Raw genomic sequence first — 21,388 nt, forward strand, 5'->3', positions numbered from 1 at the left:
ATACCCAATGTAGATTTATTCCAAAATAATATTACCAAACTTATTCATTGACAATTTCTTTCTCTTTTTGTAATACAGGTAACGGTTTTTTCTTCTTTTTTGACATTACCTCTTTATCAGAAATACGTAAAGAAAATAGTAATGCTACGAGTAAAAATATTGCTGATCCAATTAATGCTGCTTGATATGGCAATAAATCTGAATGAGTATTATGTTGTACACTGCTATTTCCAAAACCGGCTAGTATACTAGCTAAAACAGCAACTCCTATCGCTGAACCTAATCGATTTTGCACATTAAATATAGTAGTTGCTCTCCCCATAGAAGGCGGCGTTATATTGTTAAATGCAGAAAATTGAACTGCTCCAACTGATTGGCCTAAGAAAATACCTATGCCAAACAATAATACCCGTATTTGCCAAGGGTTCGTATCGTGATTTACAAAACTTAATAAAATAAAGATAATCGCCGTACAAATTAACCCTATAGAAATTACCTTACGAGCTCCTAATTTCTTATATGACCATGGTACGATCTGTGACGATATCATTAATCCAATGGCCTCTGGGAATGTAGTAAGGCCTGATTCCAGTGCGGATACCCCTATTACATTTTGATACATAAGCGGAAAAACAAATAACATTCCTAGTAAACCAGCTGAAGAAAACAATGAAATAAGACTCATTTTTCTAAAGACTGGTTCTTTGAATAAGCGTAAATCTAGCATCGGTTGCTTTACTTTAAGTTCTACAATGATAAACAGTGTAATAAATACAATCCCAGCTATTCCAGTACTTATAACCTCTGTAGAAATCCAGCCTCTTGATGGTCCTTGACTGAGCGCATAGATTAGCATCGCAAACCCTGGTGCTGAAAAAACAAAACCGAGGTAATCAAAGCGACCAGCTGATTTTTCAATATGCTCTTTTAAAAATAGAAGACCGAATAGTAACACCATAATTCCAAATGGTAAATTAATATAAAATGCCCAGCGCCAAGACATTTGATCTACAAAAAAGCCACCAATAATTGGTCCTACTGCCGGTGCGACAGCAATTGGCAACACAATAAACCGAGAAATTCTCGGCCTTTCCTCTGGTGAAAATGTTCGGAATAACATCGCCATCCCAACTGGTGTTAGAAGCCCCCCACCAGCACCTTGAATAATACGAAAAATATTCAATGAAGTAATATCGTTCGCTATCCCACATAACGCAGATGCGGTTGTAAATACGAAAAGAGCAGTTAGAAATACTCTTTTCGTACCGAATCGATCTCCTAGCCAACCAGAAATCGGAAGGAAAACAGCTAAGCTAACTAAATATCCAACATTAACTGTCCCCATAGCAGATGGTGGCACTTGCAGTTCCTTACTTATCGTTTGTAGTGCTACATTTACAATCGTTGCATCCATAGCAGCCATAAACATCGCTGTTATATATACGATACTTACCACTACTTTTGGATTTATTTTTTCTTTCATTATCGTTTTCCTACTATTATTTTTTCGTCAGCTTGATTATTTTTTGGATTCAAATCTTTCCAGTTATTCTCAACATATTGTAAGCAATCGTGCCTGCTAGCTTCTTCATGTACGACATTCCACCCAATAGGTACATCAAGAAAGACAGGCCAGAGAGAATACTGGCCCTCCTCATTTATTAATACTTTATATGTGTAATTATCATTTTCAAATGGATTCGTCATACTCTCCCTACCCCTTTCTTATTCTGCAAATATTTCGCTAATACTTGTCCAATTTCCGTAAGTGGCCCTGGTTGACATAAATCTTTATGTCTACAATCAATATCATGTTGCACAATTTGTCCGTCTAAATAATTTAACCACGTATTTGGAGAGATAGGATCAAACCAGTTCGGTATTACAGTAGATCTAAAGAATAAAATATCTCCGTTATAAACTTTCGGTACGTATCTCCCTAACAATCCTACCGAATTTACATATGTTTCTTTCAAATTTAAAATGGTCTCTTCTTCAAGACTTGCTAATGCACTTCCATCTTTACGAAGTATTTCAATCGCACTTTCCATCGTAAGTGGTTTGCCATCCATGTTGTCTGGATCATATCCACCTAGAGCCAGTAGTGCGATTAACGCTTCTTCTTCAGTAGGCGCTTCCGTATTCGGTAGGAAGTGACCAGGATAAGAATCTAGCATAACGAGTAATTCTACTTCTTCCCCTTCATTTTGTAGTTGCGCTGCCATTGCATGCACAACATTTCCTCCGAGCGACCAACCGAGTAAACGATATGGTCCGTGAGGCTGTACTTCACGAACGTGTTTTAAATAATCCGCTGCCATTTCCTCTAAACTTCTTGGAAGTTCTTCATTTTTAGCGATACCACGTGCTTGCACGCCGTAGATTGGATAATCTGTTCCTAAAGATTTCATAAGTCCTGCATAGCACCAACTTAATCCACCTGCTGGGTGTACACAAAATAGTGGCAATTGGTTTCCGCTTGCTCGTAACGGAAGCAACACATCGAGTGCACTTTGTCCATTTCCCACTTCAAGTCTTTCAGCAAGGCCTGCAACAGTAGGTGCTGCAAATAAAGTTCCGATATTTAATTCGATCCCAAGCGCTTCTTTAATACGGCTCATAAGCTGCACTGCAAGGAGTGAATGACCACCTAAATCAAAGAATCCGTCATCAATTCCAATTTGAGGTACACTTAGCACTTCTGTAAACAAGTCACATAACAGTTCTTCTTGCGGTGTTCTTGGTCCACGACTAGAAGATGATGCGATAAATTCTGGAACTGGCAATGCCTTTCTATCTAATTTACCGTTTGGAGTTAAAGGCAACTCATTTACTACTACAAAAGCATATGGAACCATATAATCTGGTAGACTACCACTAGCAAACAGACGCATTTCATTCGTATCAATCGCTTCATTATTTGATGCGACGATATAAGAAACTAATCGTTTATCCCCTGGTTGATCTTCCCGCACAATAACTGCTACTTGCTCAACTGTAGGGTGTTTCATTATGACCGCTTCTATTTCTCCTAATTCAATTCGGAATCCGCGAATTTTTATTTGATGATCTGCACGTCCTATATAATCGAGCGTCCCATCATGACGCCAACGAGCTAAGTCTCCAGTACGATACATTCTTGTACCTGGCTTGCCAAATGGATCTGCAATAAAACGTTCTGCAGTTAAACCTGCCCTTCCTAAATATCCACGAGCAAGCCCTGCACCTGCAACATACATTTCTCCCACTACTCCAGGTGGCACTGGTTGTAAATAATGATCTAATACGTATACTTTAAGGTCAGGTATACTGCACCCAATTAAACTGTTTGCTCGTAAAGAAACGATTGTTTCGTCTAACTCAATATAACTAACATGTACTGTCGTCTCAGTAATACCGTACATATTAATAAGCTTCGGTGCGTCATGAGGATGTCGACTATACCAATCTTCTAATCGACTTAGCTCAAGTGCCTCACCTCCAAAAACAACATATCGTAAAGATAATTTTTGCCCAATCTCTTCATTTTCACGATCTGCTTGCATCAATTGATAGAACGCTGATGGAGTTTGGTTTAAAACAGTTACCTTTTCTTTAACAAGAAGTTGTAAAAATTCTTTCGGCGAGCGACTTACAGTATGTGGAACTACAACTAAACGCCCTCCGTATAATAAAGGTCCCCAAATTTCCCAAACCGAGAAATCAAAAGCATATGAATGGAACATCGTCCACACATCGTTTCCATCAAACTGGAACCAATGATCAGTTGCTCCTAAAAGTCTTACTACATTTTGATGAGGTATCATAACACCTTTCGGTCTACCTGTTGAACCTGATGTATAAATAACGTAAGCAATATGTGATGGAGTTAATGGCTTCACGCGCTCCATTTCATCAATATTGTCTTCACTATGTTTCTCAATTTCTTCTATTACTTTTACATTATCAACTAAAACTTTTAGTGCCTCATTACATTCAATTTCCACTTCTGAATTCGTTAAAACACATGATGGTTTCGCATCGTGTAGCATAAATGAAATACGGTCTGCTGGGTAATCTGGATCTAACGGAAGGTATCCAGCACCAGCTTTAAGAACAGCTAATAAACTTACAACCATGTTTAATGATCTTGGCATCGCTAAAGCAACGAGTTGATCAGGACCAATTCCTTTTGCTATTAGGAATCGAGCTATTTTATTTGCTTTTCTATTTAACTCTTCATAAGTTAATTTCTTATTTTCAAAGACGACAGCAATAGCATTTGGATTTATATGAACTTGCTTTTCAAATAATTGTAATAATGTCATTTCTGGTACAATTTGAAAACCACCATTCCACTTTTCTAACACTGCATTTTTCTCTGCTAAAGTTAATATTTCTAATTTGCCAATTGATTGATTCGGATTTATCGCCGCATCATCTAATAACAAAATGAATCGTTCTATTAGTTTTTGAACCGTTTCACGTTTATATAAATCGGTACTAAACTCTAGTAATCCATGTAAACCGTTCGGAGTACCATCAACCCCGTTACTCTCACTAATTTCAAATGTTAAATCAAACTTCGCAGAGCCAACACTTTGAATTTCAAGGCTCGCTTCTATATCCGGGACATCAAAGATTGCTTCTGGCGTATTTTGGAAAGCTAACATAACTTGAAATAGCGGATGACTATTTCGAGTACGCACCGGGTTTAACACTTCAACGAGTCGTTCAAATGGAACATCTTGATTTTCATAAGCTGCAAGATTTGCCTGCTTCACTCTATTTAATAATTCTTTAAAACTTGGATCTCCTGAAGTATTTGTACGTAACACTAACGTATTTACAAATAAACCGACTATGTCAGAGAGTGCATCATCGTTTCTTCCAGCAATCGGACTACCGATTGGTATATCAGTACCTGCACCTAATCTTGTAAATAGCGCACTTAGTCCTGCTTGCAATACCATAAACAAACTAACTCCGTTTTTCCGTGCGAGCTCTACTAACCTACTATGCATACCTGCATCTATATGAAAATGAATGGTTTCTCCTCTGTAACTCGTTTCCATTGGACGCTGATAATCTGTAGGTAACTCCAATTGATCTGGTAATCCCTTTAACTCTTTCTTCCAAAAATCTAATTGTGTTGAAATGAGACTTTCTTGTGTAGTTTCATCCCCTAACAATTGTTGTTGCCAAAGTGCATAATCTGCGTATTGAACCGGAAGTGTCTCTAGCTGTACTTTGTTACCTTGACATCGCGCTTTATACGCCGCTGTAAAATCTCTCGTTAACGGTTGTAATGACCAGCCATCCCCTACAATATGGTGTAATAGAATTAATATTACATGTTCGTTTTCACTCACTGTAAAAAGTTGCAAACGAACTGCTGGTTCAACATCGAGGTTAAAGCTATATCTTACCGCTTCCGCAAGTGCACTTTCTAATTCACCTTTACATGTTTTTGTTTTAATCATTTCTAGATTTAAATTTTCCATATGTAAAATTTCCTGGTAGGAACTACCTAATACGTTAGGGAAAATTGTTCTAAGTGTTTCATGTTTCTCGACTACATCATTAAAGGCACCTTGCAATGCTTCCTCGTTCAACTTTCCAGACAAACGTATAACTAACGGAATATTATAAGTAGGGCTTGGACCTTCTAAACAATTCAAGAACCATAATCTACGTTGTGCAAATGAAAGTGGAACTTCATTTGGTCTTCTTACTTTCTTAATCGCTGGTCTTGCAGTTTTCGCTTGATCCAATTGTTTCGCTAATTCAGCAACAGTTGGCGATTCAAATAGTTTTCCAATTCCTAATTCGACACTTAACATTTCACGAATTCTTGCCATTAAACGCGATGCAAGAAGCGAATGTCCACCCATTTCAAAGAAATTATCATCAATGCTAATGCGAGAAACACTAAGTACTTCTGCAAATAAATGACATAATATTTCTTCTTTCGGATTTCTAGCAACCCTCTCATTGTTCATTCCATTAAAATCAGGAGCAGGTAATTTCTTTCTGTCAACCTTACCATTTGGCGTTAATGGTAATTCTTCTAGCAATACAAATGCTGATGGCACCATATAATTCGCTAAACTTTCTGAAACATAAGAACGAATTTCTGCAAGGTTAATCATTTCCTTATCTTTGGCAACAATATACGCAATGATTCGTTTATCATTGGGACGATCTTCTCGTACCATAACCACTGCTTCCTTAACATTTTCATGTCGTTGTATTACCATTTCGATTTCAGCTAATTCAATTCGGAAACCACGAATTTTAATTTGATGATCTGCGCGGTTCATGTACTCTAAAACACCATCACTGCGCCATTTTACTAGATCACCTGTACGGTACATGCGCTGCCCTGGTTTTCCATAAGGATTTGCAACAAACCGTTCAGCTGTTAACTCTGGTTTTCCTAAATATCCGCTTGCAAGTCCTTCCCCTGCAATATATAATTCACCAATAACTCCAGTTGGAACTGGTTGTAACCCTGCATCCAATACATACACTTCTGTATTGCAAATTGGCTTTCCGATAGGAGGTATCCCCTTTTCACTTTCATCAATGTTCATGAAGGTAGACCAAATCGTCGTTTCAGTTGGTCCATATAAATTAGTTATTGAGCAGCCTAATTCTCTTAATTTATTTGCTAAATGCCCTGGAAGAGCTTCACCACCAACAAGTATATTTAGCCCTTGTAACTTCTCTGGATAATCAGTTACTAACGCCTGCCAAAGCGTCGGTGTAGCCTGCATAATGGTCACTCTTTCTTCATGTAAAAGTGTCGTTAATGCAGAAGGCTCTTGTATGTCTTCCTTTTGCGCAATTGTTAAACTCGCACCACTAATAAGAGGTAAATAAATTTCTAGAGCAGAAATATCAAACGCAAATGTTGTAACTGCTAATAAATGATCATGTTCATGTAACGAAAACTTTTGTTGCATAGCCATTAAAAAGTTACTTAAACCTCTCATAGGAACAATTACACCTTTTGGGTTTCCTGTTGAGCCTGAAGTATATATTGTATAGGCTGAGTTTAAAAGTGATACATCATTCTTACATGCTATATTCATACGAGAAGATGTATGTAATGCTAGTTTCGTTTCTTCATCATCTAATACAATTTTTTTTATATCATTTTTTATAACTAACTTAGATGAAACAGATGAATGTGTTATGATACAAACTGGTTTTGCATCATTTACTATATAATTTATTCGCTCAGCTGGATATTCTGGATCTATTGGTAAATACGCTGCACCAGCCTTTAAAACTGCTAGCATACTAACCACTATTTCCGTTGATCTTGGAAATACTAAAGCTACAAGCTGATTTGGTCGTATTCCTTCTTCTACTAAATAATGTGCTAGTTCATTCGCTCGTTCATTTAGCTCTTTATACGTAAAGTTTACACCGTCACAAGTAATCGCTAGTTTATTTGGAGTTTTTTGCACTTGTTTTTCAAATGATATAGGTAGACTGATTAACTCATCGTCTTCCTTCGTTTCATTCCATTCCAATAAAACTTTATGATTTTCTTCAGGAAGAGTAATATTTATCTTTCCAATCGACTCGTCTTTTTGATAAGCATTTATCATTAATTCTAATAATTGCATAAATCTTTCTTTATGCAATGCTAGCTCCGCACCATTATATACTTCCGGATTCGCATCAAAATGAATCATTAGCTCATTTTGATCAAAACGTTTATATACATTTATCGATAAATCATCCACAGGTCCTGCTGATAAGTTATGCGTAATACCACGATTCCCACCAAAGTTAAGCCCGTAATCAAAAGGCATAACATTCACTAACGGTCCAAATAATCTTTGATTTTCACCTAATAACTTTAAGTCTCTTCTTAATTCCTCATGACGGTATTTATGATGGCGACGTACATCTTGGATTTCTTTAGAAACTTGCTGTAATAATTCTACGAGAGTTATATTTGGAGTTACAGTAAGACGAAGTGGTACTAAATTCATTACCATACTAGGTGTATGAATAGATGCAGAACCTAGACGCCCCATCATCGGTAAACCTAAAACAATATCATTTTCACCTGTTAATTTATGCATATAAATACTTGTTACAGCGACAATGAATTCCGGCCAACTTGTTAACGAAATATTGATATCTTCTAGTAAAGTTTTTGTACTAGAACTAGATAAACAAGCTGTTTCGCGTAAAAATCCATTTGATGTTCTCGGTGCTCGTTCTGCCAAACTTACAACTTCTGGTTCATCCGCAAATTTTTCTAACCAAAAAGCACGATCTTCCTGAAATTGTTTAGACTCACGATACTCCATATCTTCTTGCACAACTTTTGCAAGAGAGCCAAATGTCTTTTCATTCTTGTTTGTTTCTTCTATAAGTGATGTATACTCATTCGCTACCTTTTGGCTAAGAAGTGAAAATCCATAGCCATCCATCACAATGTGATGGATGCGCTGATACCAAAAGAAACGATTATTTTCAACTTGAATAAGCGCTTCAATAAATAAAGTATCTTTTTTCAAATCGACTGGCATAGATAAATCATTTTTCATCCATGCTTTAGCAGCCTCTTCAGGATTTTCTTCTTTACGAACGTCAATAAAATGCATATGAAACTGTGATTCTTCAATAACTTGCCATGGGCCAATTTCATCTTCTTCGAAACGAACATGAAGTGCCTCAGCTTCCATTACAACTTTACGTACTGCTAATTCGAAAATTTCTTGATTCATATTTCCGTTTATTTCTACATATTCCCCAGTATTATAAATCGGATTAAGTGGATCTAATTGTTGCGCAAACCACATGCCAGACTGCGCAGATGATAACGAATGACGAATCTTTTGACTGTTAGGCATTCTTTACTACCCCTTTATTATGTAGTCTATTTGTTACAGCACCTGTGCTGTTTGTGAAGATAGTAAACTGTACCAACCCGCAACAGTTGGACGTTCTGCTAAATCTGCAAAAGTGATTTCTTTCCCTTCACGACGCCACTTCTCTACTAAACTCATAATTCTGACCGAATCAAGCCCTCTATTTAATAAGTCCTCATCAATATCAATACTCTCTACTGGCTCACGAAGTAGTTGTGCAACTAATTCATGCACTTCCTGTATAGTGATCCCTTCACTCTCATCACCTTTGACACTTTGTAAATCGTTTAACAGTAGGCTTGTTGATGTCGTTACTGCACATCTATTAGATGCATACTCCAATGCTTGTTTATGATGCTCTAGTGAAAAATCAGCAACTGCATCTGCTACAAAGAACGGCTGAATACCATCCATAAATGCTTCACAAGCTGTTAAAAGGCAGCCAATATGCGCATAAATACCGCAAATAATGAGTTGATCTCTTCCTTGTTCATGTAAAATTTCTAATAGATTTGTCTTTTTAAATGCACTATATCTCCATTTTGTTAGGAATATATCATCCTCATCAGGAGTAAGTTCATCAACAATTTTCTTTTTATCTGGTCCAGCAGGAATACCGTCACCCCAAAAGTCTTGTAATAAACCTCGTTGTTCTAACGTTTGCCCACCAGGTTGCGCTGTATAAACAACTGGTATACCAAGTTCCTTACATTTTTCTCTTATCATTTTAATATTTGAAATAAGTTCTACTTTCGGTGATTCTTTATCGCTATATGCATCAAGAAAATATTCTTGCATGTCATGAATTAAAAGTACTGCACGTTTCGGATCTGGTGTCCAATTCACTTTATTTTTTGGTAGTTCTGATTCAATTGGCATTTTATATACTGAAATAGATGGGATAGCCATCTAATCACTTCCTTCCTGTTTTTATTATTGTTTTACTGTAATAAGTTTTTCAGCAATGACTTTACGTAATTCTTTTTTGCTTATCTTTCCAACGCCTGTTTGCGGGAATGATTCAATAAATTCAATTCGATCTGGAATCTTATAAGCTGCTATACCGCGTTCTCTTAAAAACATTTTTAATTCACTTAATGCCGGAGCTTGTCCGCGAGCTATAACAAATGCACAAGTACGTTCTCCTAAATAATCGTCAGGCATAGATACAATCGCTACATCATGTACTGCATCATGTGCTAATAGATGATTTTCAACTTCTTCCGCGGCAACTTTCTCACCGCCACGATTAATTTGATCTTTATCTCTTCCTTCTACAATGATGTAACCTTGTTCATTTACTTTCACAAGATCTCCTGTGCGATAAAATCCATCCTTTGTAAACGATCGTGCATTATGCTCTTCTGCTTTATAATAACCACGAATTGTATATGGCCCTCTTGTTAATAAACTACCTACTTCGCCAGGTTTTACATCGTTGTCATTTTCATCAACAACTCGTACTTCATCGAGTGCAGACATTGGTCTACCTTGTGTATGAATAATAATTTCTTCAGGATCATCTAATCTTGTATAGTTCACTAATCCTTCCGCCATACCGAATACTTGCTGTAATGTACATCCAAATGTAGGGCGTATACGTTTTGCAACTTCAGCACTAAATTTCGCGCCACCTACTTGAATCACCTCTAGACTCGATAAATCGTTATTACGTGAAGATGCAGCATCAAGCCATATCATTGCTAATGGCGGTACGAGAGCAGTAATCGTAACTTTTTCTTTTTCAATAAGTGCAAACGCCTCATCTGGACTACCTCCAGTTGCCAGCACTACTTTTCCACCCGCATAGAAAGTTCCAAATGTTCCAGGAGAGCTCATCGGGTAATTATGTGCTACTGGAAGAACGGCCATATAGACACTCTTTGCACTTAAATTACAAATTTCAGCGCTAACACGTAAACTATAAATATAATCATCATGCGTTCGAGGAATTAATTTAGAAAGTCCTGTTGTCCCCCCTGATAATTGGAGAAACGCAATATCACTTGGCTGAACTTCTGGTAATGGAACGGGATCTATATATAAATCACTTATGTTCACAAATTCTTCTTCTTCTCCCACTACAATTACATGTTGTAAAGTTGGCACTTTCTCTTTCACTTCTCTTGCTAGTTTTCGATAATCAAAACCGAGAGTTTTATCTGAAATAACGTAAGCACTCGCCTCACCAAACTCACAAAAATAACTAATTTCACTGCTTCGATGTGAAGGTAATGCAAAAACAGGAAGTGCCCCAATTCGAAATAACGCAAAACATACTTCGAAAAACTCAATAACGTTAGGTAGCTGGATTACAACTCGATCCTCTTGCTTTATTCCTAAATTCAGTAGCCCTGAAGCTAATCGATCTACTTTTTTATCAAGCTCACTATACGTAATATGCGTATTACCACTTACAACTGCAATTTGATCGCCATATTTTTCAGCTCGCTCTCTTAACATCACGCCAAATGTTTCCCCAAGCCAACACCCTTCCTCTCGATAACGATCAGCAAATTCTTTTGGCCATTTTGTATAACCTGTTAGCATTCTTTCTGCCCCCTACTTTTCATTAAGTGAACTATCATTTAATCCTAAAGCTTTCAACATTGTTTGGAACTTAGCTGATGTTTCTGCTAATTCATCTTCTGGTTTTGACTCAGCAACAACGCCCGCTCCTGCATATAAACGGAGTGTATTTTCTTGTACTTCAGCACAACGAATTGTAACAATCCATTCACCGTCTCCATTTAAATCACTCCACCCTAGCATTCCTGTAAAGAATTCACGGTCAAATGGCTCAATTTTTTGAATCGCCTCTCTCGATTCTTCCATCGGTGTGCCGCAAACTGCTGGCGTCGGATGAAGAGCAATTGCTAATTCCAAAGAAGTAGTATTCGGATCCTTTAATTCACCTTTCACTTCAGTAGATAAATGCCACATCGCTTCACTATGAATAACGGATGGCTTTTCCGGAACATGTAATGTATGACAGTACGGACGAAGCGCTGCAGCAACTGCTTCTACTACTACCGCATGTTCATGTAAATCTTTTGGAGAAGAAAGTAATTCCTCTGCTCTTCTCTTATCTTCAACTGAATCCTCACTACGTGGCCTTGAACCAGCTAACGGATTAGAAATAACTTGCATACCATTACGTGAGACGAGTAATTCAGGGCTCGCTCCAATTAACGTCTTACTATTCTCATTTTCATCTTTCGATAAATTCACAGCAAATGTATATCCGTGCTTATTATGCGCTGCTAATTCTCGAAGAAGTTTTTGCTTATCAATCTTTTCGGAAGAATTAACATCTAACGATCTGGATAGAACGATTTTCTTTAAATCCCCGCCCTTTATTTTTGCAATTCCTTGCTTCACACCATTCATATACACTTCAGGCGCTGGTACAGGCGTCATTTCGAATGTTAAGTTCTCATTTATTTCAAACTGATTTGTTGTATCCAATTGTAATCGCTCAGAAGTCCTACTATATTCTGGTACGATAAGTTGGACTTCTTTTCTACGATCAAATGGCAAAGCACCGACAACGATAGGATTCGGATTTCCGGCTTGTTTTGCATTACATAATACTGCTTGTACAAGCTCTGGGAAACTTTCAATTTCATGATGCTTTACTGTAGTAAACTCTCCTTCTGCTAATATCGTTCGAGTTGGTGAAGCGAAAAAGAATGAAGATTCAGTCTTATAATCTTCTAGTAATTTTTCTGACAGTTCCTTTACAGCCGTAAATTCCTTCATTGTATAGTAACCCCCTGAATTTTTTATTAAACGCCTAATGTAGCTCCGCCATCAACACATAAATTATGCATTGTAATATGACTAGCTTTATCTGAAGCTAAAAACAATACTGCTTCAGCAATTTCTGAAGGCTGTGCAATTTTTTGTAACGGTATACCAAGTCTATATGTACTTTGAGAACCAGCAATTATATTTTTTTCTCCATTCTCATCAGCCCATAGTAGCCTTTGCATTTCAGTTTCAGTAGAACCTGGAGAAACTACGTTACAGCGAATGTTGTACGCTGCAAGTTCTAATCCTAAACATTTCATAAACATCGTCGTAGCAGCTTTTGATGCAGCATATGCAGCCATCTCCATTCTCGGCGTATTTGCTGCATTTGAACCAACTGTAACAATTGCCCCTGACTTTCTTTGCATCATATGTTTACTTACTGCTCGGGACATATAGAAAACTCCTGTAGAATTTACAGAAAACGTTTTATTCCAATCTTCATCACTTAACGAGTGAATCGCTCCCATACGTAAAACCCCTGCAACATTTACTAATATATCTATTGGCGCTATTTCATTTTCAATATCATTTACCATCTGTTCAACTGCAGTACTATCACTCACATCTAAGCAAAACGTTTTCAAATGTATTTCATTTAAGAGTTCGTTTAATCCCTCTTCATTTTGATCAACCGCAATAACTGTAGCTCCTCTTTCTAAAAACAGTTTGGCAACAACACTACCTATACCTTGAGCTGCACCTGTTACTAAAACAGTTTTCCCATCAAATTCCCCTAAGTTCATTTCCTCTATCCTTTCATTTAAAAATCAATCTAATTAAACAAAAAATGATAATGATTATCATTATCGATGCAAAAAATAATACACTTACTAAACTAATTGGTCAAGTGTACTTTTCATTAAAATATTATTCATTGATAATGTTTTTCATTTAACGTTCTTACACCGAAATGATAATCTTTCTCAATAAACTTGTCAACCTATTTTTATTTTTCAGACAAAAAACTTTAGTGCTTTTCAATACAATTACATCTAAAAGTATTAATAAATACTTACATTAATACTTTAATTCTTACTCCTCTTTGTAAAAATTGAAGATGATAAACTGGAGATCCCTTCAGTTACAAAGCCTTAACAAAAAATCGAGCATTTATTTTCTCAATATTTTTCTGAAAATATATCTTGCAAACATCAATGCATATTTTCTTTATTATTTAAGATTTAATACATATTTCGAATATGATGTATTGATTTATTATATTCCAATATAATCCAAATGGACATTTCACTCACTTTTATATCAAAAAAAATAAAAAATAATTTAACCTTGTTAAAATAACTCAAAAAAAGCACCCTATTTAACAGGATGCTTTTTCGTAACTATAGTGTTATAGAAGATTTATATACTTATGCTACACTGCGATACTCTTCTTCTTGTTCTTTTTTCTGTTTAGGTGCTTGAATTAAAATTGCGATAATGAATGACACGACACATAATACACCGATCACCATAAAGGTTGGTTTGAATCCACCTAGAAGTGCACCGATAAAGGAACCTGCAAGCGCTCCAAATCCAAATCCTTGATACACAATTCCGTAATTCTTACTATGGTTTTTCATACCGAAGAAATCACCAACAATAGCTGGGAAAATCGTGATATTTCCACCAAAGCAAAACGCTACACTTGCTACACATACGAAGTAGATACCGTAATTCAAATCTACGAAACTTAGAACTAATACCGAACTCGCCATAACCACAAAAGTACCCGTAACGATTTTTAAGCGGCCGATTTTATCTGATAACGGTCCTAGAATAATACGACCTAATGTGTTAAATATTGCAACCATAGCCACCGCATTAGCTGCTGTCGCTGCGCTAAGCCCTACAAGTTGAACACCAATGTCTTTTACCATACCAATTAAGTATAAGCCACTCATACATGATGTAAATAACATGATGAATAATAAGTATACTTGTTTTGTGCCTAACATTTCTTTCATTGTATATTCATGAGTGTTTGTTTCCTGAACTGCACCTTGATCAGCAGCTTGATGGATTAAACAAGCTCCAAGGACAATCATAGCTGTAACAATTAAACCCCAATATATAAACGCTTGCGATACACCAACTGAATCGATTAACTTTGCATTTATATATTTGAAAATTAAGCTACCTGTACCATATGCAGCTACAGATATACCAGAGATTAAACCTTTACGTTCAGGGAACCACTTAATTAAATTAGATAGTGAAGTAATATAAGCTGTACCATCTGCGTAACCTACAACAACTCCTGCTAGTACATAAAGCAATATTAACGAAGAAGCTTGTGAACTAAGTACTAATCCTAGTCCTAATGCTAGTCCAGCTATCATAATAAGTTTACGAAGTCCCCATTTTTCTTGTAATTTACTTGCAAATAAAGTTGAAAATGCTAAGGAAAGACTAGTAATTGAGAAAGTTATCGCAACCGCGTTAAGACTCCAACCGTATTTACTAACTAAAGGCTGATTGAATAAACTCCATGTATATATCGTTCCAAGTCCCATTTGAACTATGACTGTACCAAGGACAACAAGCCATGGATTAACAGCTGATTTTTTCATACCTTTCCGCCTCCTCTTTCTATTTCAATGCTTTTCGCTAAGTCTTGTTTTTTTATATTCATTTTGGTCACCTCTTTTGATTTAACACCTTCATTGTATAAGATGTTTTCAGTTATGTAAGCACTTACAAGACAGAGCGTCAAAAACATGGAATCAGTTACAGAAAACGAAGGATGAAATACAAAAAACTACTTATTAAATACGTAACAGTTATTTAAATTGGTTTGTATAAGTTTGATTCACATTTGTTTTTGAACCCTTTCTAAAAAATGAAACAATAAAACCGTCTCTTTAATGTTCATTAAAGAGACGGTTTTATTAGGTCAATTCATAATCCTGACTTTCTTTATACGTTTATCATTGTTTCTTCAAATGTAACAATCGGCTCTACAAATTCCATCATAATGAAAGCATTTTTAATACGTTTTGTTAAAACTTCTTTTCATTCTGCACACATAGACAACAAATATTTTTTTGATAAATAAAACTAAATATTCACTAATATACTTATACGTGGTTTAATATATATAATAAAAAATATTTCTGTCTTTAATGAGGAGGTACTATGAAAGCAAACGTAGGGGATACTATACTTTTTCAACGAAACAATTTAAAGATTACAGGATCTGTACTAAAACTTTATACTGAATCGGTCTTAGTTGAAATTACAAATGTAAGCGGTGGTACTTTTGAATTTGAACGAACAATTGTAAATCATAAAAACTATAAAATATTAAATACGAATACATAAAGTGAAACTTTAATCAGTGGGGGTTTTGTTCATCCCCCACTGATTATTAGTTGAACCAATCGGACGTTTACGGACAGCCCGACTCCCATCTAACTTCTTTGCTCCAACTGAATTTTGAGATGGGAGTTTTACTGTCCGTTAACGCGGGATAAAACAACACAAAATAGCCCCTGCTCATCAGCAGCGGCTATTTTATATGAAAATACTTCATTAGTTTATATATCCTAAAACACTTACAATCTTACTCGCTTTTAAATTATTAATATGATAATAAATTTCTAAACCTCTTCTCTCAGCTCGTAACACTTTACCTTTCATTTTTGATAAATGTTGCGAAACAGTCGATTGTGGAATATTTAGTAATTCTGTTAGTTGTGTTACGTTACAAGTTTTTCTCGTACTTAATTCATTTACAATTTGTAATCGGATTGGGTGCGCCATAATTTTTAAAATATCTACATCTTCTTCTGAAACTAAACTTTTTCTCATTTCACTCGTATATGTTGTCATAAGACATTCCCCTTTTATATGAATTCCTTTTATTTAGATCTATTTCCAAAATATTTAAAACTCCGATGTGAAACCTTTATATAAAAATAATAGAATTTTAAATTTTTAAAAACAGAACGAAATACAATTCACTTTATTTATTTGGTACATATACATAATACAATGTTAATATGTGCTCTATGTGAAGTTCGCATAAATTTGTAATGAAGATTTTTCAAACAATTCACATGTAACTATTCACTTCCTCCTAACACTATCCAGTGATTTTAACATATTTTAGGCATTTGTATATACTATCTACAAAATAAATGTTGTTAAGGGGGATTTCAAATGCCAACAATGCTACAAGAAGAAGTTGAAGAAGCGCGCGAAACATATGTCAGTCGTATCATTTTGGTCGGTGGATCGGCTTTATTTTTAGTAGGTGGTGTTATATCGGCAATTTCGGCTTTTAAAACTTATAACCGTTTGGAAAATACGCCGCCGTCTACAGATAACTCATAGATGAATTATCTAATTTTGAATAACAAATAAATGCCTCCTCAATACAGAGGAGGCATTTATTTTATCAAAAGTTCTATACTAAAGAATCACAAATAATATGAATTACAATTGAACTTACTTCACCACAAACCTTGTCTGACTACATCCATCCTTCTGCTTCGTTACTTCTAATACAGCTGGCATTGCGTTTTTCAGCTCTTGAACGTGTGAGATTACACCAATGAATCGGCCTGATTTTTGTAAGTCAATTAAGGCGTCAACCGCTTTTGTTAATGACTCCTCATCTAATGAACCGAATCCTTCGTCGATAAACATCGTTTCGATTGAAATACCGCCTTCATACGCTTGAATCACGTCTGCCATGCCGAGCGCTAAGCAAAGTGAGGCATTGAACTTCTCGCCGCCAGATAATGTTTTTACATCGCGTGTTTGGCCAGTATATGCGTCGTATACATCTAACCCTAATCCACTTTGACGATTTCTCTTTTCAACTCGTTCACTTCGTTTTAAATAAAATTGTCCATTTGATAATTTACGTAATCGTTCGTTTGCAATTTGAACAATTTGTTCTAAATACTCAATTAAGATGTAACGTTCAAATGATATACGGCTTTCGTTATCACCTTTCATTACTTCATATAAGTCAACAAGTTCTTGGAAAGCTTTTTCTTCCTCATGAATTTGCTCATCGATACGTCTAATATTTTCATGTAAATCAGAAATATATGTTACCGCATTTTGCGCACGTTGACGTTTTTCTTTAATGATATCAAGGTTAATTTCTAATTCTTTAATGTGTTCACCTAACGCCGTAATATCCATATACTCTTTATCTTTTAATTCAGCATGTAACTCTTCAATTTGTTTTGCAAGTACTTCAAGAGATGAATAATAGCTTTGAATTTCTTTTTGTAACATATCCATCTCGGCATCACTTAATTTCGCTTCTTTATACGTAATTTGATTTGTAAATCCACTCTGTTCAAGCTCTTTCATAAAGCGCGTGAAAGTCTCTTCTTTCTTCAATTTTGCACTTTCAAATTGATTAGAAGCACCTTCCTGTTCTGCTTGAATACGTATATTTTCATTTTGCCAATGTTGATACGCCTCCTGCACTTTCTTCCATTCGTCCTCCATTAATTTGAGCTCATGCATAGCTTGGTCAAACTGAACTTTCCAAGCTTGGACTGTTTGTAAGTTTTCAGGAATGTTTTTCTTATCATGTTCATATGACGTACGAAGCTGCATACAATCCATTTCTATACGGTGCTGTTCTGTTTCTACCTCATGTTTTTGTTTCTGAAGTGCATCTACTTTTTCTTCTATGCTTTTTATTTTCACAGCTGTTTGCTTACGCGTTTCTTCACTTGCTTTTAACGTATTCACTTCAGTTGCTAATTGTTTTCCTTTTTGAACAAGCGCACTATATGTTTCAACTAATTCTTCCGATTGGTAGCCTCGCTTCTTAACTTCTTCTATTATCTGTTCATATTGAAGATGATAGAAATTCCATTTCTCCTCTACTTGCACATGTAATTTTTCGGCAATATTCTTCTTGTCTCTTAAATCATTTAACTCTTTTTCATTAATGGCATCACTTTGCTCTGAAGCTTTTTTCGGATGGTTCGTGCTGCCACATACTGGACAAGATTCACCATCATGTAGATGAAGAGCCAATATACCAGCTTGTTCACTTAACCAGCGACGTTCCATATTCTCATATGCACGAACTGTCTCTTGCATCTTAGTAAATGCAGTTTCTTTTTCTTGCTCGAATTTTTGTTTTTCTTGCCATACATCATATGCTTGCTTTAAAACTTTTGCATCTTCTCGCATATTCGTTAGTTCTTCTACTTTATCTACATATCGTTCAAGCGCTCGCTCTAATTGCTGTAATTCACCAGACATTAGCTGTTTTTGATTTGTATGCTCTTCTAATTGTCGATCTAAGTTTTGCATACTTTCTTTTAATTTTCCTAGTTGAATTTCTGCATTTTGTAAATTCAACTGTTTCTCAGCTAATGATGCAATAATCGGTTGTAACTCTTCTAATCTTTGAACAAGTTTTTTTGCATTTTCTCTCTCAGGTTCTTTATTCTTTACTGCTTCATATTTCTCCTGAGCAAGTTCAAAATTATTCATTATATTTTCTTTTTTAGCGATAATTTGTTTTAACAAACTTTCAGCTTTCTGCTCATTTTCCATCGCTTCTTCGTGCCATTGTTCAAATGGTAATAAGCGCTTCGCTTGTTCCGCACGCTTAAAAGATATTTCTTTCATTTCAATTACTGAACGGTTTTCTTGTAAAGTATTATATTTCTCATTCTTTTGTTGTAAATCTATAAATTTCTCATTTACAGACTTCGCTGCATGAAAACGTGTTTCAGCATCCTTTAATTGCTTCGTTTGAACATCTTGTTCTACTTGTAATTGCTCAACCTCTGCCTTATACACAGCTGTTTCTTGTTCTAATGCTTCTACTACTTGATGTGTATTTACATGCTCTTGTTCCGCTAAAGTTTCTAATAATGCTCCATCTCGAATTGGTAATTTAAAAACATTACGGAAATATAGCTCTCGCTCTTTCTGTTTTTCTTGTAAGACGTCTTTCCATTGTTTTCGCTTTTGGTCAAGTAACTCACGCATTAACTTATAACGATCTGTTTTAAAAATACGACGCAAAATTTCTTCTTTGTTTTCTGTCTCAGATGTTAATAGTTTTCGGAATTCCCCTTGCGGTAACATAACAATTTGGCTGAATTGATGTTTACTTAAACCAATTAAATCTTCTACTTTTTTATTTACATCCGTCACATGGAAACGATCAACAGCCGGAATCTTCTCTTCATCAATTACTTCATATAATTCTACTGCATGTCCCGTAATCGTCTTGTTCCCTTGTTTTTTATGTCCCAGTTGTCGTTTTATTTCATAACGTTTCCCTTTTAACTGAAAGGTTAATTCTACGCTTGTATACACATTATCATCAGCAAATTGACTGCGGAGCATGCTCGTATCACTTCGTTCTTCTCCGCTTGCCTCGCCATATAAAACATAACAAATCGCATCAAAAATCGTTGTCTTTCCAGCGCCCGTGTTTCCAGAAATGGCGAAAATACGATGCTCTCCCAAATCGTCAAAATCAATTACTTCTTTCTGTTTATATGGGCCAAATGCCGTCATAATAAGCTGAATCGGTCTCATCCTCGTTCACCTTCCCGTTCTTGCACTGTTTGTAATACTTCTACAAATAGACGTTCTTTCTCTTCTGATAAATCTAAGCCTTTCATTTCTTTATAAAAAGCCTTTAATAATGATAAATCATCCATTTTATGTCTTGAAACAGTTACTTCATTTGACTCAGTGAACTCTCGTCTTTGAATGGCTCTTTCAACATGCATTGCATTTGGATAAACAGAGCGTATTTTTTCCATTGGCTGCAAGACAGGATTTTCATCTAATAATTTTACAAACACGTAATCTTCACTTACTGGATGTTGTAACAATTCATCTATTTTCGCTTCTACTGTTCGCATTTTACGGCGTGGATTAAGTAACCTTTTTTCAATTGTTGCTTCACCTTGCTCGTTCAGTTCCACAATATAATATCCTTTTTTATGTTTTTCTTCAGAAATAGAATAGGCAAGTGGCGAACCGGAATATCGAATTGTCTCATTACGTACGAAATGCGCTTGATGTAAATGTCCAAGCGCTGTGTAATGAAACTTATCAAAATAATGACTATTCACGTATTCAGCACCACCAATTGAAAGCGGTCGTTCAGCATCACTTGTATTCTCTTCCGCTTCTCCAGCAGAAGTTACAAATGCATGACCAACAAACACATGTCTAGCTTCTTTATCCATCGTTTCAGATAGCTCATTCATAAAAATACGCATCGCATCATCATGAGAACGTACGTCTTCGTTTTTCAATACATGTCTAACTATACTTGGATCCGCATAAGGAATGAGATGGAAGTGAACCTCCCCATATTCATCATTTAATATAATCGGCTCATATGGAAATTGAAATTGCCCCACAATAAATAATCCTTGTTTCTTCATTAAACTACTTCCAAAATGAATACGATCTGGACTATCATGGTTCCCAGCAACTGCAATAACTGGTGTTTGTAAATCAATCACTATTTTTTGCAGCACATCATTTAATAAGTCTACTGCTTCTGTAGGTGGAATTGCTCGGTCATATAAATCCCCTGCAATAATTACGGCATCTGGTTTTTCTTCTTCAACAGCTTGTACAAACTGATCTAGTACAATCTTTTGATCTTCAGTCATATACACGCCATGAACAAGCTTTCCTAAATGCCAATCGGCTGTATGAAATAACTTCAT

13 protein-coding genes are annotated in these 21,388 nt (G+C 35.8%); 2 read left to right on the top strand and 11 right to left on the bottom strand.

Annotation, left to right across the window (positions count from 1 at the left end):
- Positions 1 to 40: 40 nt before the first annotated feature.
- The 8 genes from MR083_RS14750 to MR083_RS14785 all read right to left on the bottom strand — a co-directional run bounded on the left by MR083_RS14750 (position 41) and on the right by MR083_RS14785 (position 15,265).
- Positions 41 to 1,483 (bottom strand): MDR family MFS transporter, encoded by a 1,443-nt coding sequence (locus MR083_RS14750; RefSeq protein WP_242269506.1) that lies wholly within the window; start codon positions 1,481 to 1,483, stop codon positions 41 to 43.
- Positions 1,483 to 1,707 carry an MbtH family protein gene (locus MR083_RS14755; RefSeq protein WP_016717437.1) on the bottom strand — a complete coding sequence of 75 codons (225 nt, stop codon included), beginning with the start codon at positions 1,705 to 1,707 and terminating at the stop codon, positions 1,483 to 1,485. Before MR083_RS14755 ends, MR083_RS14750 begins: the two co-directional genes overlap by 1 nt.
- Positions 1,704 to 8,861, bottom strand: coding sequence for an amino acid adenylation domain-containing protein (locus MR083_RS14760; RefSeq protein WP_242269507.1), 7,158 nt, complete (start codon positions 8,859 to 8,861; stop codon positions 1,704 to 1,706). The genes MR083_RS14755 and MR083_RS14760 overlap by 4 nt, the downstream gene beginning before the upstream one ends.
- 33 nt (positions 8,862 to 8,894) lie before the next feature.
- Positions 8,895 to 9,788: an isochorismatase gene (locus MR083_RS14765; protein ID WP_001007250.1), complete on the bottom strand. Its 894-nt coding sequence runs from the start codon at positions 9,786 to 9,788 to the stop codon at positions 8,895 to 8,897.
- A 24-nt stretch (positions 9,789 to 9,812) separates the two neighbouring features.
- Positions 9,813 to 11,429, bottom strand: a complete 1,617-nt coding sequence (locus MR083_RS14770; RefSeq protein WP_242269508.1) for a (2,3-dihydroxybenzoyl)adenylate synthase — start codon at positions 11,427 to 11,429, stop codon at positions 9,813 to 9,815.
- Between the two features lie 12 nt (positions 11,430 to 11,441).
- Positions 11,442 to 12,641: an isochorismate synthase DhbC gene (gene dhbC, locus MR083_RS14775; protein ID WP_242269509.1), complete on the bottom strand. Its 1,200-nt coding sequence runs from the start codon at positions 12,639 to 12,641 to the stop codon at positions 11,442 to 11,444.
- Between the two features lie 26 nt (positions 12,642 to 12,667).
- On the bottom strand, positions 12,668 to 13,438 hold the full coding sequence (dhbA, locus tag MR083_RS14780) for a 2,3-dihydro-2,3-dihydroxybenzoate dehydrogenase (protein ID WP_242269510.1): 771 nt from the start codon (positions 13,436 to 13,438) through the stop codon (positions 12,668 to 12,670).
- A gap of 624 nt (positions 13,439 to 14,062) precedes the next feature.
- The gene (locus MR083_RS14785; protein WP_000747888.1) at positions 14,063 to 15,265 is read right to left on the bottom strand and encodes an L-lactate MFS transporter; all 1,203 of its coding nucleotides are present in this window, start codon (positions 15,263 to 15,265) and stop codon (positions 14,063 to 14,065) included.
- A gap of 565 nt (positions 15,266 to 15,830) precedes the next feature.
- On the opposite strand from MR083_RS14785, the gene MR083_RS14790 reads away from it, so the two are divergent.
- Positions 15,831 to 16,016 (top strand): YkvS family protein, encoded by a 186-nt coding sequence (locus tag MR083_RS14790; protein WP_000646794.1) that lies wholly within the window; start codon positions 15,831 to 15,833, stop codon positions 16,014 to 16,016.
- A gap of 210 nt (positions 16,017 to 16,226) precedes the next feature.
- On the opposite strand, the gene MR083_RS14795 is transcribed toward MR083_RS14790, so the two are convergent.
- Entirely contained in the window at positions 16,227 to 16,526 is a 300-nt protein-coding gene (locus MR083_RS14795; protein ID WP_000214798.1) for an ArsR/SmtB family transcription factor, read from the bottom strand.
- A gap of 330 nt (positions 16,527 to 16,856) precedes the next feature.
- On the opposite strand from MR083_RS14795, the gene MR083_RS14800 reads away from it, so the two are divergent.
- The gene (locus tag MR083_RS14800; protein ID WP_001142748.1) at positions 16,857 to 17,030 is read left to right on the top strand and encodes a hypothetical protein; all 174 of its coding nucleotides are present in this window, start codon (positions 16,857 to 16,859) and stop codon (positions 17,028 to 17,030) included.
- A gap of 114 nt (positions 17,031 to 17,144) precedes the next feature.
- Here the strand turns inward: MR083_RS14800 and MR083_RS14805 are convergent, their stop codons facing one another.
- Both MR083_RS14805 and MR083_RS14810 read right to left on the bottom strand, forming a co-directional pair.
- Entirely contained in the window at positions 17,145 to 20,234 is a 3,090-nt protein-coding gene (locus MR083_RS14805; protein WP_242269511.1) for an AAA family ATPase, read from the bottom strand.
- Positions 20,231 to 21,388, bottom strand: coding sequence for an exonuclease SbcCD subunit D (locus tag MR083_RS14810; RefSeq protein ID WP_000765139.1), 1,158 nt, complete (start codon positions 21,386 to 21,388; stop codon positions 20,231 to 20,233). The genes MR083_RS14805 and MR083_RS14810 overlap by 4 nt, the downstream gene beginning before the upstream one ends.

This window comes from Bacillus cereus group sp. BfR-BA-01408 (assembly GCF_022663305.1).
Lineage (GTDB): Bacteria > Bacillota > Bacilli > Bacillales > Bacillaceae_G > Bacillus_A > Bacillus_A pacificus.

Bases quoted from the DNA above. Each gene is read 5' to 3' on its own strand.
- MR083_RS14750 (WP_242269506.1), bottom strand. From the start codon at position 1,483: ATGAAAGAAAAAATAAATCCAAAAGTAGTGGTAAGTATCGTATATATA.
- MR083_RS14755 (WP_016717437.1), bottom strand. From the start codon at position 1,707: ATGACGAATCCATTTGAAAATGATAATTACACATATAAAGTATTAATA.
- MR083_RS14760 (WP_242269507.1), bottom strand. From the start codon at position 8,861: ATGCCTAACAGTCAAAAGATTCGTCATTCGTTATCATCTGCGCAGTCT.
- MR083_RS14765 (WP_001007250.1), bottom strand. From the start codon at position 9,788: ATGGCTATCCCATCTATTTCAGTATATAAAATGCCAATTGAATCAGAA.
- MR083_RS14770 (WP_242269508.1), bottom strand. From the start codon at position 11,429: ATGCTAACAGGTTATACAAAATGGCCAAAAGAATTTGCTGATCGTTAT.
- dhbC (WP_242269509.1), bottom strand. From the start codon at position 12,641: ATGAAGGAATTTACGGCTGTAAAGGAACTGTCAGAAAAATTACTAGAA.
- dhbA (WP_242269510.1), bottom strand. From the start codon at position 13,438: ATGAACTTAGGGGAATTTGATGGGAAAACTGTTTTAGTAACAGGTGCA.
- MR083_RS14785 (WP_000747888.1), bottom strand. From the start codon at position 15,265: ATGAAAAAATCAGCTGTTAATCCATGGCTTGTTGTCCTTGGTACAGTC.
- MR083_RS14790 (WP_000646794.1), top strand. From the start codon at position 15,831: ATGAAAGCAAACGTAGGGGATACTATACTTTTTCAACGAAACAATTTA.
- MR083_RS14795 (WP_000214798.1), bottom strand. From the start codon at position 16,526: ATGACAACATATACGAGTGAAATGAGAAAAAGTTTAGTTTCAGAAGAA.
- MR083_RS14800 (WP_001142748.1), top strand. From the start codon at position 16,857: ATGCCAACAATGCTACAAGAAGAAGTTGAAGAAGCGCGCGAAACATAT.
- MR083_RS14805 (WP_242269511.1), bottom strand. From the start codon at position 20,234: ATGAGACCGATTCAGCTTATTATGACGGCATTTGGCCCATATAAACAG.
- MR083_RS14810 (WP_000765139.1), bottom strand. From the start codon at position 21,388: ATGAAGTTATTTCATACAGCCGATTGGCATTTAGGAAAGCTTGTTCAT.